The organism is Nocardia sp. NRRL S-836 (assembly GCF_001279525.1).
GTDB lineage: Bacteria > Actinomycetota > Actinomycetes > Mycobacteriales > Pseudonocardiaceae > Lentzea.
The window spans coordinates 227791-242581 of sequence record NZ_LGDY01000103.1; the positions used below are offsets into that span (position 1 = coordinate 227791).

The window sequence follows — 14791 nt, forward strand, 5'->3', positions numbered from 1 at the left end:
AGGGTCGTCCGCATTCACACGAACGAGTTACGGCTAGGATCGTCCCGGTGACCACCTACGACGATCTTGAGCACCTCGACACGTCGGTGCTGCCGGAACGCCAGCAGAAGATCCTGGTCGCCATCCGCGACTGGGTGGTCGAGCACGGCTACTCCCCCAGCACCCGCGAGATCGGCGACGCGGTGGGCCTGCGGTCCTCCTCCTCGGTCTCCAAGCACCTGGCGGCGTTGGAGGACAAGGGTTTCCTCAAGCGCGGCACGTCGGTGAGCCGGCCGATGGACGTGCGGATCTTCCTGCACGAGACGAGCTCCGCCGCCGTCGCGGCCGACTCGATCGCGGTGCCGGTCGTCGGCGACATCGCCGCCGGTGCGCCGATCTCGGCGATCGAGCACGTGGACGACGTGCTGAACCTGCCGCGCGGGCTGGTCGGCCGCGGCAGCAACGTGTTCGCGTTGCGCGTGCGCGGTGACTCGATGATCGACGCGGCGATCTGCGACGGCGACATGGTCGTGGTGCGGCAGTCGCACGAGGCCCACAGCGGGCAGATCGTCGCCGCGATGCTCGACGACGAGGCCACGGTGAAGGTCTACCAGCGCAGGAACGGCCACGTGTACCTGGAACCGCGCAACCCCGCCTATGAGGTCATAGACGGGGACAAGGCGACCGTTCTCGGGATTGTCGTGTCGGTGCTGCGCAGCGTCTAGAGCTGCACGAGGCCCAGCTGCTGGGCGGCCCACAGACTGTCGGCGTTGGCCCAGTACTCGGCGATCAGGCCGTCCCGCAGGCGCAGGACGTCCGTGCCGTAGAAGGAGATCGGGCCGGCCTCGGGGTGGGCCGCGGTGGCGTGCCAGCGCAGCACCAGGAGGTCGCCGTCGGCGATCGGTCCGACCTGGACGGTGAACTCCAGTCCCGGCAGCGCCTCGTGCGCGCCGCTCACCCAGGTGTGCAGGTTCGCCCTGCCCACCGAGTCCCGCGGCGGGCCGCCCAGCAGCGGGGCGGCGTGCGAGACGAAGTCCTCGCGGACCGTGCGGTCCACCAGGGACAGGTCACCGTTCCAGATGTCCTTCCAGGCCTCGGCGATCGTGCTCATCACGCGTCACCGTGCTTCCCGGGGGCGGCCGAGCCGCTGTACTCGCCGAGGTCGGACACGAGCTGGGTGAGCTCGGGGTCGCTGTCGTAGCGCTTCTGGTGCAGCGCGGCGATCTTCGCGCCGATCTCGGGGTCCGCGTCGTCGGTGATGTCGAACGAGGAGAACTTCTCCACGAGCGGCAGGCCGACCCGGTCGGTGTTGCGGTGGGCGGGGTGGACCAGGTACTCCCAGTACCCCTCCAGGTCCTCGATGACGAACGTGGCGCCCCACTCGTACTCGCCGCCGAAGTCGCGGCCGACGACGAACTGCTTGACCGACGGGATGACGCGGCCCTGGTTGCGCAGGCTCTCCAGCGCCTCCTCGACCTGCTCGGGCGAGGCGTCCGCGCGCAGCGTGAACCGGTTGCCGTGGTAGATCATTTCTTCTCCTTCGTGACGAGCGCGGCGATCGCGCCCAGGGTGGTGACCGCGCCGGTCCAGGCGAACGCACCGGCGATCCCGGTGAGCTCGACCAGTGGCGCGACGACGAGGGGTGAGAGGAACTGGCCGAGGAAGATCCCGGCCACCAGCCCGCTGAGCGCGCGGCCGCGGTGCTGCGGTGCGGCCATCCCGGCGAGCTGGACGTTGAGGTGCGGCACGACGAGCCCGACGCCGACGCCGCCGACCAGCAGCCCGGCGACGATGCCGGGCAGGGTCCCGGTGCCGGCCAGCAGCCAGCCGAGGCCGAGCAGCCCCGTGCTGGTCGCGACGGGTCGGGGCGGTGGCCTGAGCAACGCCCCGGCCGCGCTGGTGACCGTGCTGCCCGCGATGACCACGCCGATGAGCGCGGGGCTGACGTGCAGGCCGGCCAGCAGGAACGGCAGCTGCGTCGGTGCCATGTAGAACACGAGCGTCGCGGCGAGTGCGAGCACGTAGATCCCGACGGCCTGCCCGGTCGGCCGGAACTTCCCGGTGGTGGCCGCGTGCGCTCGCGGTTCGTCGTGCAAAGCGGCGATCGCGGCCAGTGCGACGACGGCGGCCACCGAGTAGAGCCAGAACGGCGCACGCCAGTCGATCCCGGCCAGCAGGCCCGCGAGCGGCAGGAACACCACGCCGCCCAGGCTCGCGAACGCCTGCTGCAACCCGAGGAACCTGGCTCGCCGCTGCCCGTCGAACCAGTCGGTGACCAGCGCGCTGACCGCCGTCATCACGCCGCCGACCGCCAGCCCCAGCAACGCCCGGCTGAGGAGCAGCACGGTCAGGTCGCCGATGAAGAACCCGGCCGTGCCGCTGACCGCGTAGAGCACCAGCGCCCCCACCAGCAGCGGCTTGCGGCCGACCCGGTCGGCGAACGCACCGGACAGCGGCGCGCTCACCGCGATGGCCAGCGAGGTGGTGGTCAGCGCGAGCCGGACCAGCACGCCCGCTCCGTAGACGTCGCTCATCGCGGGCAGGCTCGGCGCGATGATCGCGGCGGCCATGATCGTGAGCGTCGCCGCGCCGAGCACGGTGCCCTTGGCGAAGGTCGTTGGCGCAGTTCGTGTGGTCACACCGGAAACCTTCGTCGCCGACCCTTGTTCTTCGCGTCGGCAGGAACTACGTAGGTGACCGGTTTACGTAGAGTTCGGTCATGCCCCTGCTGCTCGGCCGCACCGACGAGCTCCGCTGCCTGGACGGCCTGCTCGCCGCTGCCCGCGAGGGCAGCGGCGGCGTGCTGGTGCTGCGCGGCGAGGCCGGCATCGGCAAGAGCGCGTTGCTCGGCCACGTCCGGGAGGCGGCGGGGTTCCGGCTGGTGGAGGCGTCCGGCTCGGAGTTCGAGACGGACCTGCCGTTCGCGGCGCTGCACCAGCTGTGCCTGCCGGTCCTGGGGCACCTGGACGAGCTGGAGCCGCAGCGGCGCCGCGCTCTCGAGGTGGCGTTCGGGATGGCGGAGGGTGCGCCGGACCTGTTCCGGATCGGGCTCGCCGCGCTCGACCTGCTCGCCGCCGCCGCACGGGAGCTTCCACTGCTGTGCGTGGTGGACGACGCGCACTGGCTCGACACGGCGTCGGCGAAGGCGTTGTCGTTCCTGGCCCGGCGGATCGGGGCCGAGCCGGTGGCGATGGTGCTCGCGGCACGGGAGGGGCTGACCGAGCTGCCGTCGCTGGAGCTCACCGGGTTGTCCGACGCCGACGCGCGCACCCTGCTGGGCGGTGTGCCGGACGACCGCGTGCTGGCCGAGGCGCGCGGGAACCCCTTGGCGTTGCAGGAACTTCCGAAGGCCGGGTTCGGGCTGCCGGACTCGTCGTCGGTCGTGCACCGGGTCGAACGCGGCTTCCAGGCCAGGCTGGCCGGTCTGCCCGGCCGTGACCTGCTGGTCCTCGCGAGCGCCGACGCCACCGGTGACCCCGCCCTGCTCTGGGCGGCGGCCGAGGTGCTCGGGCTGCCGACCGACGCCGACACCGGTGACCTGGTGACGATCTCGACGAAGGTCCGCTTCTGCCACCCGCTCGCGCGGTCGGCCGTCTACCGGGCGGCGACCGCGGCCGAACGCCGGGCGGCGCACCGGGCGCTGGCGGAGGTGACGACGGACCCGGACCGCAGGGCGTGGCACCGCGCCGAGGCGACCGCCGGGCCGGACGAGGCGGTGGCGGCCGAGCTGGAGGCCGCCGCAGAACGGGCGGGGGCGCGCGGAGGGGTGCGGGCGTCGGCGGCGTTCCTGACGCGGGCGGCCGCGTTGTCGCTGGACCCGGTGGCACGCACGGACCGCGCGTTGCGGGCCGCCCAGGCCGAGCTCGACGGCGGCGCGGCGGACGCCGCCCTCGACCTGCTGTCCACTGTGGAGCCTCGGGACGACGTGCAGCACGCCCGCGCGGACCTGCTGCGCGGGCGGATCGCGTTCGTGCGGCAGGAGGACGGCCCCGCGCTCATGCTCGGCGCCGCGCACCGGCTGGCCGCGATCGATCCGCGGTGGTCACGCGACTGCTTCCTCGACGCGCTGGAGATGGGCCTGGTCGTGGGGCGCGCGAACGGCGTGATGGACACCGTCATCGCCGAGGCCAGGTCCGCGCCGCCCTCGGAACAGCCGGACGTCCTCGACGCGCTGGTGCTGCTCACCGGCTCCGGGCACCGGGCGGCGGCACCGTTGCTGCGGCGGGTGCTCACCGACCGTGCCCTGTGGACCCGCCGGCCCGCGCTGGCCACGATGATCGCCGGTGAGCTGTGGGACCTGGACGCCCACGTGGAGGTCACCCGCTGGCTGCTCGCGACCGGCCGTGACACGGGCACGCCGTGGATGCTGCGGCTCGGGCTCGCGCAGGAGGCGGTCGCGGCCACGCACCGGGGCGAGCTGACGGCGGCGGCGAGCCTCGTGGCCGAGGAGGAGGCGATCGCGGACGCGTTCGGCGACCTGCCCATGACGTACGCGCGGGTGCACCTGCTGGCGTGGCGGGGCGAGCTCGGCCCGCTCGACGCGGCGCTGACCGACGCCGGCGCCCGCGGCAAGGGGCAACTCGTAGCGAACATCCACTGGGCGAAGTCCGTGCTGTACAACGCGCGCAGCGACTACCCCGCCGCGCTGCGGGAGGCGCGGGCCGCGGTGGAGGCGGGTGACCTCTACCTGGCGGGCATCGCGTTGCCGGAGCTGGTCGAGGCGGCCGTGCGGTGTGGCGAGGACGCCTCTGCCGCGCTGGCGGAGCTCAGTGCGCGTTCATCGGCCAGCGGAACCGCGTGGGCTCGTGGTGTCACGGCGTGCGCACGGGCGTTGGTGTCCGGCGTCGAGGACGACTACGTGGAAGCCGTGGAGACCGGCAGTCCGGCGCCTTATCGCGCACGCGCACACCTGCTCTACGGCGAGTGGTTGCGCCGCGCGGGTCGTCGCAAGGACGCGCGCGAACACCTGCGCACCGCACACGAGTCGTTCGCGGACATGGGTGTGCTCGGGTTCGCACAACGTGCGGCGGACGAGCTGAAGGCGACGGGCGAGGTGGCGCGCAGCCGTTCCGCGGACGCCTTCGAGGCCCTGACCGCCCAGGAGGCCCACATCGCCCGCCTCGTCGCGACGGGGGCGACGTCGAAGGAGGTGGCCGCGCGCCTGTTCCTCAGCCCGCGCACGGTCGACGCCCACCTGCGCAACGTCTACCGCAAGCTCGGCATCAACTCCCGCCGCCAGCTCCGCACGTCCGTCGGCTGACCGCATCCCGCCGGATCAGAGTGCGGTCCAGTCGCGTGACCGCAGGTGGTCCACGACGACCTCGACGGCCGGGGTCAGCTCACCGCGTGTGACCAGGTACAACGTGTTCAACGGCGGAACCTCCGGCCGGTGCAGCAGCTCCACCGACCCGGTCGCGAGCGCGGGCTCCGCGAGGTAGCGCGGCAACGCCGACACCCCGGCCCCGGCGACCACCGCCGCCAGCACCGCCCGCAGGTCCGGCACGACCACGGCGACCGGGTTCGGTGGCCGACGGCCGAACTCGCTGCGCCAGTACCGCCGCACGATCGGCAGGTCCGCCGAGTACGCGACCAGCGGAAGGTGTTCGAGCGCGCGCACCGGGTCCTCCGCGAGCAACGCGGGCGAGACCGTCTGCGCCAGCACCGGCGGCCCGACCAGCAGGAACTCCTCGTCCGCGAACGGCGTGACGGTGAACCCGGCTCCTGGGCGCACCGACGAGAGCACCACGTCCAGCCGTGCGTCGCGCAGGGCGGCCAGCAGGTCGGCGGCCAGTCCGAGCGTGACCTCGAACCGCACCCCGCGCTGGGTGAGCGGCGCCAGCGCCGGCAGCCCGCGGGCCGTCATGAACTCCGCCGCTCCCCCGATCCGCACCACGCCCTCCAGTGCGGCGACCGGGTCGAGCGCCGACCGCAGGTGGTCGAGGTGCGACCCCACCCGCCGGGCCAGCTCGTCCGCGCGCGGCGTCGGCGTCACCCCGCGGCCGCCGCGCACGAACAGCCGCGCGCCCACCTCGTTCTCCAGCCGCGCCAGCTGGCCGCTCACCGCGGGCTGTGTGAGCCCGCGCCGCGTGGCCGCCGCCGTGAGCGAGCCGCCGCGGTAGATCTCCAGGAAGGTCGCCAGCAGGTCCAGGTCCGTCACGTCAACTCCTCAGCCATAAGCCAGCTTATGGCTTGCGCTGCCGAGGTGGATGATCCGTGATGGGATTGTGGTTGTGCCGGACAAGCACCCAGCGAGAGGAAGCACGATGAAGAAGGTCCTGATGGTCGTCACCGGCGCGAACGAGCTGAAGCTCGCGGACGGCACGAGCCACCCCACCGGTTTCTGGGCGGAGGAGGTCGTCGAGTCGCACCGCGTGCTCACCGAGGGCGGCGCCGAGGTCACCGTGGCGACGCCGGGCGGCGTGGTCCCGACCGTCGACGCCGGCAGCCTGGAGGGCACCGACTTCGCCGGGCCCGCCGCGGCCGTCACGCGCGACCCCGCGAACCTCGGCGAGGTCGACGCCGCCGACTTCGACGCCATCTACGTGCCCGGCGGCCACGGCCCGATGACCGACCTGGCGTTCGACGCGGGCCTGGGCCGCCTGCTGACCGAGTTCCACGACACCGGCAAGGTCGTTGCCGCCCTGTGCCACGGCCCGGCCGGCCTGCTCCCGGCGGTGCGCGCGAACGGCGAGTTCGTGTTCGCGGGCAAGGAGATGGCCGTCTTCAGCGACGAGGAGGAACGCCAGGGCGGCCTCGACGTGCCGTACTCGGTCGAGGGCAGGCTGCGCGAGCTCGGCGCGAAGATCGCCACGGGCCCGGCGTGGTCGAGCACGGTCGTCACCGACGGCCGGTTCGTGACCGGCCAGAACCCGCAGTCCACCGTCGCCACCGCCCAGGCCGTGCTCGCGCTCCTGTAGACCGGGAGCCGCAGCACCCCGAGCACCCGGCGGATCGCCGCCGACCGGCACACGGCCTTGAGCCCACCCGCCAGCCGGTCGGCGGCGACGACCGTCCCGACCAGGTGCACCACCGGCACCCACGCGACCTCGCCGCCCCGCCTCACCAGCACCTCGCCGATGCCCCGCACCTCTGAACAGGTGATCAGGGCGGCGGGAATAGCTCGGCCCCCCACGCGTTAAGGTAGATGCAAACGCATAGAACTTCAGACAGAAGGAGGCGGGGACCGTGCAGTTCGGAGTGTTCTCGGTGAGCGACATCACCAGGGATCCGGTGAGCGGCGAGACCCCCAGCGAGGCCGAGCGCATCGACGCGATCGTCCAGATCGCGCAGAAGACCGAGGAGGTCGGGCTCGACGTCTTCGCGATCGGCGAGCACCACAACCCGCCGTTCTTCTCGTCCGCGCCGACGACCCTGCTGGCCGCCATCGCGGCGACCACGAAGAAGCTGGTCGTCAGCACCGCGACGACGTTGATCACGACCAACGACCCGGTGCGCATCGCCGAGGAGTACGCGATGCTGCAGCACCTGGCGAAGGGTCGCATGGACCTCATGCTGGGCCGCGGCAACACCGCCCCGGTCTACCCGTGGTTCGGCGCGGACATCCGGCAGAGCCTGCCGCTGGCGCTGGAGAACTACAACCTCCTGCACCGGTTGTGGCGCGAGGACGTCGTGGACTGGGAGGGCAAGTTCCGCACCCCGTTGCAGGGCTTCACCTCCACGCCGCGGCCGCTGGACGACCTGCCGCCGTTCGTGTGGCACGGGTCGATCCGCACGCCGGAGATCGCGGAGCAGGCCGCCTACTACGGCGACGGCTTCTTCGCGAACAACATCTTCTGGCCCAAAGAGCACTACATGCGGCTGATCAAGTTCTACCGCCAGCGGTACGCGCACTACGGCCACGGCACGGAGAAGCAGGCCATCGTCGGTCTCGGCGGGCAGGCCTACATCGCGAAGAGGTCGCAGGACGCGCTCGACGAGTTCCGCCCGTACTTCAACGAGGCACCGGTCTACGGGCACGGGCCGAGGATGGAGGACTTCATGGAGCAGACGCCGCTGTCGGTCGGCAGCCCGCAGGAGGTCATCGACAAGACGCTGACGTTCCGCGAGCACTTCGGCGACTACCAGCGGCAGATGTTCCTGATGGACCACGCCGGCCTGCCGCTCAAGACCGTGCTGAACCAGCTCGACCTGCTGGGCGAGGAGGTGGTTCCGGTGCTGCGCAAGGAGATCGAGGCGCGGCAGGACCCGGAGACCGCCCAGCCGCCGACGCACGCGGTGCGGCTCAAGGCCAAGTACGGCGACGGACCGGCCCGCCAGCCGCGCCCGAACGCCAACCGCGGCGACAACGTCACCGGCGGCTCGCCCTACCAGGACTCCGAGTGAGGTAAGGGCCGTGACCAGGGCGAACGAGGCGTGGGAGTCACTGATGACCGCCTACGCCGTGCTGATGAAGCGGTTCAACGCCGAGGACGTGTGGGGTGAGCTGAGCATGCGCGAGTACGACGTGCTCTACACCCTGTCCAAGTGCGACGGTCCACTTCGGATGAGTGAGCTCAACCGGCACGTGCTGCTCAGCCAGCCCGCCCTGTCCCGCATGGTCGACCGCCTGGTCGACCGCGGGCTGGTGGACCGCTGCACCGATCCCGGTGACCGCCGGGGTGTGCGCCTGTCGCTCACCCCGGCCGGCCGCAAGACCCAGCAGGAGATCGGCCGCCCGCACGCGCGCAGCGTCACGCGCGCGTTGGGCGTGCTGACCCCGCGGGAACTAGACCAGCTCGCCGCGATCTGCGGCAAGCTCAGCCAGAGCGAGGAGCAATGAGCACCACCTTCCAGCTCGCCGTCGTGTCGGCGGGCACGAGCGACCCGTCGTCCACCCGCCTGCTCGCCGACCGCGTCGCCGGCCGGGTCACCGCACTGGCCGGGCAGCGGTCGCAGACCGTGCGGACCCAGGTGGTCGAGCTGCGCACACTCGCCTCCGAGATCGCCAACGCCCTGGTGTCCAACCACATCGGCGCCGGCCTGCAGAAGGCCATCGCCACGCTGCAGCACGCCGACGCCATCGTCGCGTCGACCCCGGTCTACAAGGCGGGCGCGAGCGGCCTGTTCACGTCGTTCTTCCAGGTCCTCGACAACGACCTGCTGATCGCGAAGCCCGTCGTGCTCGCCGCGACCGCCGGCACCGCACGGCACGCGCTCGTCGTCGACGACCAGATCCGCGGCCTGTTCGCCTACCTGCGGACCGTGGTCGTGCCGACGTCGCTGTTCGCCGCGACCGAGGACTGGACGGACCCGGCGCTGAACAAGCGCATCGACCGGGCCGCGCTGGAACTGGTGGCGCTCATGGCCTCCGGCTTCGAGAAGCAGGTGCGCGAGGAGTCGTGGGGCCGCTACCAGCACGAGTTCGGCAGCGCGGGCGGGACCGAGGTCTCGATCGACCTCGACTCCGACCTCATGCGCCTCGCCGCGGGCGGCGCCGCGAGCTAGAAGTCCGCGCCGCGCGAGAGCGACCCGTGCGCGCGCAGCCCGTTCTCGTACAGGACAACGGCGGCGTCGTATTCGGCGCCGCCGTTGCCTTCCAGGAAGACCGGCGGCGGAGGCCACCACCCCGGCGTCGAACGGGTTCACGGCGTCCCCTGGTCGGTGCGTTCGCGCCCGGCAGCCCGGTCTACTACTACCTGCCGTGGGCGCCGCTGGGGCTCGCGGTGGCCGCCGCGCTGCTGTTGATCACGAGCCGACGGGCGCAGCTCGGTCCGCAGTGACCGGCCGGTCCCGGTCTCACCCGCGGGGCGCGACCTCCATCTCACCCAGCCGCGACCAGTCGTCCTGCTCCAGCACGGCGTTCACGATCCTCGGCGTCTCCGCGAGGTGGGGCGGCAGCTCCTCCTGCGCGTTCCTGAAGTGCTCCGACCGCACGTGCGCCGCACCCGCGTCGCCGTCCCGGAACGCCTCCACGAGCACGTACTCGTTGGGGTCGTCGAGGCTGCGCGACCAGTCGAACCACAGGCAGCCCGGCTCGGCCCTGGTCGCCTCGGTGAACGCGCGGGAGATCTCCGGCCAGGCGTCGGCGTGCTCGGGCAGCACCTGGAACTTGGCGGTGATGAAGATCAAGACGGCCTCCTTCTGCGTGGTACCCCGACCCTAGGCCGCACCGCCACGCCCCGCGCAACGCCTGCCGGGCCACGACCAGGTGACCGCCTGCCACCGGGCCCGTGCACGCGCTGCGCGGCCCCCGAACCTGCGCGATCATCGGCGCCGTGCCCGAGATCGACTCACGCAGGCGGAACCTGGTCGTCGCCGCCGTCCTGCTCGCCATGCTGCTGGCGGCGCTCGACCAGACCATCGTCTCCACCGCCCTGCCGACGATCGTCGCGGACCTCGGCGGCGGCGCGCACCTGTCGTGGGTGGTGACGTCGTACCTGCTGGCCGAGACGATCATGACGGTCCTGATCGGCAAGTTCGGCGACCTCTACGGGCGCAAGAAGACGTTCCTGATCAGCGTGGCGCTGTTCCTGGTCGGCTCGTTCTTCGCGGGCTGGTCGGAGTCGATGGGGATGCTCATCGCGTTCCGCGCGGTGCAGGGGCTCGGCGCGGGCGGGCTCATGGTGACGTCCACGGCGATCATCGCGGACGTGGTGCCGCTCAGGGACCGCGGCAAGTTCCAGGGGTTCGCCGGGGCGGTGTTCGGCATCGCGACGGTGGCGGGGCCGTTGCTGGGCGGGCTCTTCGTGGACCACCTGAGCTGGCGGTGGGCGTTCTACGTCAACATCCCGCTCGGTGTCGTGGTGATCGCCGTCGCCGTCGCCGCGCTGCCCACCATCCGGACCGAGTCCCGGCCGCGGATCGACTACGCGGGCATCGCGCTGATCGCGCTCGCCGCGACCGGGCTGACGCTGGTCACGAGCTGGGGTGGCACGGAGTACCCGTGGACGTCGCCGACGATCCTGTGGATGGCGGCGGGGTCGGTGGTGCTGCTGGCGGCGTTCGTGTTCGTGGAGCAGCGCGCCGCGGAACCGATGCTGCCGATGCGGTTGTTCCGCAGCCGGGTGTTCACGGTGTCGGGTGTCCTGAGCTTCGTCGTCGGGTTCGCGATGCTCGGCGGCATCACGTACCTGCCGATCTACCTGCAGTACGTGCGCGGCGAGTCGGCCACGGCGTCCGGGTTGTGGATGCTGCCGTTGATCGCGGGGCTGATGGCCACGGCGCTGCTGACCGGCAACACGATCAGCCACACGGGCAGGTACCGGATCTTCCCGATCGTCGGCTCCGCGGTGCTGACAGTCGGCCTCTTCCTGATGTCGAACCTCGCCACGGACACCGGCTACTGGCTCATGGGCCTGTTCATGATGGTGCTGGGCGCGGGCATCGGGCTGGTCATGCAGGTGCCGGTGATCGTCGTGCAGAGCACCACGAGCTACAGCGACCTCGGGGTGGCGACCTCGGGCATCAGCTTCCTGCGCACGATGGGCAGCTCGTTCGGCGTCGCGATCTTCGGCACGATCTACGCCAACCAGCTGCCGAAGCACCTCGTGGTGCCGCAGGGCGTGGACCCGCGGGCGATCGCGAGCCCCGCGGCCGTCCACGCGCTGCCCGACGTCGTCAAAGCGCCGATCGTCGCCGGGTACGCCGAGACGGTGCAGATGATGTTCCTGATCGCCGCGCCGATCGGGCTCGTCGCACTGCTGGTCGCCGTGTTCCTGCCCGAGGTGCCGCTGCGGGACACCTCGCGCGCGGCCGCGACGGGCAACAGCGGTGTGGGCGAGAGCTTCGCGGCACCGCCGTCGAACTCCTACGACGAGTTGCGCAAGCTGGTGTCCACGGTGGTGTCGAGGTCCGCGGACGACCCCGGTGCGGCCGTGCTGCGGCGCTCGGGCGTCGACCTGCCGCTGGAGCAGGCGTGGCTGCTCGGCCGGATCTACCGGGCGTCGACCGACGACGGCGTGGCGACGCTCGACGAGATCGCCGAGCTGACCAGGGTGCCCGGCGGCATCTTCGCGCCCACCGCGCAGGCGCTGGTCCGCTCCGGGCACCTGGCGTTCAACGACGACGGCTACCGGTTCACCGACCTGGGCGCGGAGGTGTTCACACAGCTCGTGCGCGCGTGGCGGCGGTGGCTGCTCGACCAGTTGGAGGACTGGCACGAACCCGACCACCGCGACTTCGCGCGGGCGCTCGACTCATTCACCGACGAGCTGATCGAGAGCGGCCGCGCGATGAGCCGCGTCTGACGCCTCCGCCGCGCGGCCCTGCGCCTCGTACAGCTCGGCCGCGCGCGCCAGCGACGCCCGTGCCTCGGCGTGCTCGCCCACCGCGACGAGCACGTCACCGAGGTGCGCGAGCACGGTCGCCTCCTCGTAGGAGTTGTCCAGCGAGCGGTACAGCGCCAGCGCCTCGCGGTAGTGCGCCACCGCGTCGGCGTCACGGCCGTCGTGGTGGGCGATGTGCGCGAGGCTGTCCAGCGTGGCCGCCGCGCCCTCGGGGTGGTTGAGCTTCCGGTGCAGCAGCATGGCTTCGTCGCAGTAGGACCGTGCCTGCGCGTACCGGCCGAGGCACGCGTACCGCCAGCCGACCTCGTTCAGCGACTCCGCCTCGCGGACGTCCTCACCGGCCGCGCGGAAGCACTCCAGGCCCTTCAGCGAGTGTTCCAGCGCCGTCTCCAGGGCGCCCTCGAACTCCGCCGCCCACGCCACCGCCCGGTGCGCGGCGCCCAGCGCGGTGTGGTCGCCGGTCGGCCCGAACAGCTCCAGGCTCCGGTCGAGGTGCTCGTGCCCCCGTGCCGACTGGCCCAGCTCGACGTGGTTGACGCCCAGGCACATGTGCGCGGTCGCCCGCTTCACCGGGTCGTCCAGCGCCTCCGCGGCGCTCAGCGCGACCTCCCACGCGTCGACGTCGTCGTGCGTGCGGCCGCGCCGGAGGTGGTAGTTGTTCATGGACCGGCCGAGCAGCCACGCGACGTCGTGGGACGCACGCCGTTGCACCGCCATCAGGCACTCGTGCTCGGCGTCGAACCACGCCATCGCACTCGCGGCGTCCGTGAACTCCAGCGCGTACGGGCTTTCGTGCTCCGGCACCGTCTTGTGCGGTTCCAGCGCCAGCGCGGCCGCCCGCGCGGTGGCCGCGTAGAAGCCGACCAGCCGCTCGGTGCCCTCCGCGGAGCCGAGGTCCGCCGCGTACAGCCGCACCAGGTCGTGCATCCGGTAGCGGCCGGGCACGTGCTGCTGCACGAGGTGCGCGTTCTCCAGCTCCCGCAACACCACCCGCGTCCGCGGCACGCCGAGGCCGGCCAGCGCCGCCACCGCCGCGAGGCTCACGTCGCCCGTGCGCACGACCCCGAGCAGGCCGAACACCCGCGCCGCCGCCTCCGACAGGGCCGCCACCGACCACGAGAACACCGCGCGCAGGTTCGTGCCGATCTCACCCGCGTCCAGGGCGTCCAGCCGGTCCTGCTCGGCGCGCAGCTCGTCGGCGAGCGCGGTCAGCGGGAAGTCCGGTTCCATCGCCGCGCGCGCCGCGATGATCGACAACGCCAGCGGCAGCCCGCCGCACCAGCTCACCAGGTCCGCGACCACCTCGGGTGCGGCCCGGTCGGCACCGAGCCTGGCCTCCAGGAACGCCCGCGCGTCCGCCGGGTCGAGCACGTCCAGCGACACCGACCGCGCGCCGTGTGCCGCCACCAGTCCCGGGAGCCGCAGCCGGCTCGTGACGAGCACCGTCGCGTCCGGGCCCGGCAGCAGCGGCACGACCTGCTCGGTGTCCCGCGCGTTGTCGAGCACCACGAGCATCCGCCTGCCCGCCACCAGGCTGCGGAACCGGGCGGCCCGCGCGTCCAGCCCGTCCGGGACCGACTCCTCCCCCAGCGCCTCCAGGAACCCGCGCAGCGCGACCTCCGGCGGCGTCGGACCGGCCGACGGGTCGAAGCCGCGCAGGTTCACGTACAGCTGGCCGTCCGGGAACGCGCCGAGGTTGCGGTGCGCCCAGTGCAGCGCCAGCGCGGTCTTGCCGATGCCGCCCGTGCCGCCGAGCGCGGTGATCACCACCGTGCCGTCGCCGAGCTCGGCCAGCTCCCTGGCGCGTCCGGTGAACCACGGGTGCGGTGCGGGCAGCTGGCGCGGCACGTCACCGGCCGGCTCGCCGGCGAGGATGCGCCGGTGCACCTCCCGCACCGGCTTGCTCGGGTCCACACCCAGCTCGTCGGCGAGCCGGTGCCGCAGGTTCTCGTAGTGCCGCAACGCCTCCGCGTCGTTGCCCGTCCGGTGCAGAGCCTGCATCAGCTGTGCCGCAAGGCGTTCGTCGAGCGGCCGCAGCTCGGCCTGCTGCCGCAGCTGCGGCAGCAGCGCCGCGTGCCGTCCCCCGGCGAGCGCGAGGTCGTTGCGGTCCAGTTCGGCCGCGACGCGTTCGGCGTGCAGGCTCTCGCGCAGCACGTCGAACCACTCCGACTCCAGGCCCTGCAGCGCATCGCCGCGCCACAGCAGCAAAGCGTCGTCGAGCCGGCCCTGCCGCACGAGTGCGCGGAAGCAGAACAGGTCGACCTGCTCGGGCGGGACGGTCAGCCGGTAGCCGCCCGGCTCGCGGTCGATCCTGGCGAACCGCCGCAGCTTCGACACGTACCCGTACAGCGTCTCGCGGGCCCGCAGCGGCGCTCGCTCGCCCCAGACCCGGTCCAGCAGCCGGTCCACCGGCACCGGACGTCCTGCCTCAACGAGCAGTGCGGCCAGCACCGACCGCTGCCGCACGTGTCCGGCGTCGACCAGTTCGCCCTGGTCACGAACCTCGACGGCGCCGAGCAGCCGGAACTCCAAGTCAACCCCCAGCAGCAGATTCCAGGTTCATCCTAGGTCGGCCGGGCACTGTGACA

The 14791-nt window shown here is 72.4% G+C and carries 14 protein-coding genes; 8 read left to right on the forward strand and 6 right to left on the reverse strand.

What is annotated here, in order from left to right:
* Positions 1-47 precede the first annotated feature (47 nt).
* Entirely contained in the window at positions 48-704 is a 657-nt protein-coding gene (lexA, locus tag ADL03_RS22710; protein ID WP_053735523.1) for a transcriptional repressor LexA, read from the forward strand.
* Here the strand turns inward: lexA and ADL03_RS22715 are convergent.
* From ADL03_RS22715 to ADL03_RS22725, 3 genes are read right to left on the reverse strand one after another with little or no spacing between them, the layout of a single operon-like run.
* Positions 701-1090: an ester cyclase gene (locus ADL03_RS22715; protein WP_053735524.1), complete on the reverse strand. Its 390-nt coding sequence runs from the start codon at positions 1088-1090 to the stop codon at positions 701-703. The two genes, lexA and ADL03_RS22715, sit on opposite strands and share 4 nt — an antisense overlap.
* A complete protein-coding gene (locus ADL03_RS22720; RefSeq protein ID WP_053735525.1) occupies positions 1090-1509 on the reverse strand; it encodes a Dabb family protein in 420 nt (139 codons plus the stop codon). The genes ADL03_RS22715 and ADL03_RS22720 overlap by 1 nt, the downstream gene beginning before the upstream one ends.
* Positions 1506-2618, reverse strand: a complete 1113-nt coding sequence (locus ADL03_RS22725; RefSeq protein WP_053735526.1) for an MFS transporter — start codon at positions 2616-2618, stop codon at positions 1506-1508. Before ADL03_RS22725 ends, ADL03_RS22720 begins: the two co-directional genes overlap by 4 nt.
* An 80-nt stretch (positions 2619-2698) precedes the next feature.
* Between ADL03_RS22725 and ADL03_RS50520 the strand changes: the two genes are divergently transcribed.
* Complete coding sequence (locus tag ADL03_RS50520) at positions 2699-5239, forward strand: AAA family ATPase (RefSeq protein ID WP_053735527.1); 2541 nt, start codon at positions 2699-2701, stop codon at positions 5237-5239.
* A gap of 15 nt (positions 5240-5254) precedes the next feature.
* On the opposite strand, the gene ADL03_RS22735 is transcribed toward ADL03_RS50520, so the two are convergent.
* A complete protein-coding gene (locus ADL03_RS22735; protein ID WP_053735528.1) occupies positions 5255-6136 on the reverse strand; it encodes a LysR family transcriptional regulator in 882 nt (293 codons plus the stop codon).
* A gap of 106 nt (positions 6137-6242) precedes the next feature.
* Between ADL03_RS22735 and ADL03_RS22740 the strand changes: the two genes are divergently transcribed.
* The 5 genes from ADL03_RS22740 (at position 6243) to ADL03_RS22760 (ending at position 9698) form a co-directional block, all read left to right on the forward strand.
* Positions 6243-6896, forward strand: a complete 654-nt coding sequence (locus tag ADL03_RS22740) for a type 1 glutamine amidotransferase domain-containing protein (protein ID WP_053735529.1) — start codon at positions 6243-6245, stop codon at positions 6894-6896.
* Between the two features lie 268 nt (positions 6897-7164).
* Complete coding sequence (locus ADL03_RS22745) at positions 7165-8322, forward strand: LLM class flavin-dependent oxidoreductase (RefSeq protein WP_053735530.1); 1158 nt, start codon at positions 7165-7167, stop codon at positions 8320-8322.
* Between the two features lie 10 nt (positions 8323-8332).
* A complete protein-coding gene (locus ADL03_RS22750; protein ID WP_231642132.1) occupies positions 8333-8758 on the forward strand; it encodes a MarR family winged helix-turn-helix transcriptional regulator in 426 nt (141 codons plus the stop codon).
* A complete protein-coding gene (locus ADL03_RS22755) occupies positions 8755-9423 on the forward strand; it encodes a CE1759 family FMN reductase (protein WP_053735531.1) in 669 nt (222 codons plus the stop codon). The genes ADL03_RS22750 and ADL03_RS22755 overlap by 4 nt, the downstream gene beginning before the upstream one ends.
* Positions 9424-9449: 26 nt before the next feature.
* Positions 9450-9698, forward strand: coding sequence for a hypothetical protein (locus tag ADL03_RS22760; protein WP_053735532.1), 249 nt, complete (start codon positions 9450-9452; stop codon positions 9696-9698).
* Positions 9699-9714: 16 nt separating this feature from the next.
* Here ADL03_RS22760 and ADL03_RS22765 read toward each other — a convergent pair whose 3' ends face one another.
* Positions 9715-10047: a putative quinol monooxygenase gene (locus ADL03_RS22765; RefSeq protein ID WP_053735533.1), complete on the reverse strand. Its 333-nt coding sequence runs from the start codon at positions 10045-10047 to the stop codon at positions 9715-9717.
* Positions 10048-10193: 146 nt separating this feature from the next.
* Between ADL03_RS22765 and ADL03_RS22770 the strand changes: the two genes are divergently transcribed.
* Complete coding sequence (locus ADL03_RS22770; protein WP_231642134.1) at positions 10194-12164, forward strand: MDR family MFS transporter; 1971 nt, start codon at positions 10194-10196, stop codon at positions 12162-12164.
* On the opposite strand, the gene ADL03_RS22775 is transcribed toward ADL03_RS22770, so the two are convergent.
* The gene (locus tag ADL03_RS22775) at positions 12114-14735 is read right to left on the reverse strand and encodes a BTAD domain-containing putative transcriptional regulator (RefSeq protein ID WP_053735534.1); all 2622 of its coding nucleotides are present in this window, start codon (positions 14733-14735) and stop codon (positions 12114-12116) included. The two genes, ADL03_RS22770 and ADL03_RS22775, sit on opposite strands and share 51 nt — an antisense overlap.
* Positions 14736-14791: the final 56 nt, after the last annotated feature.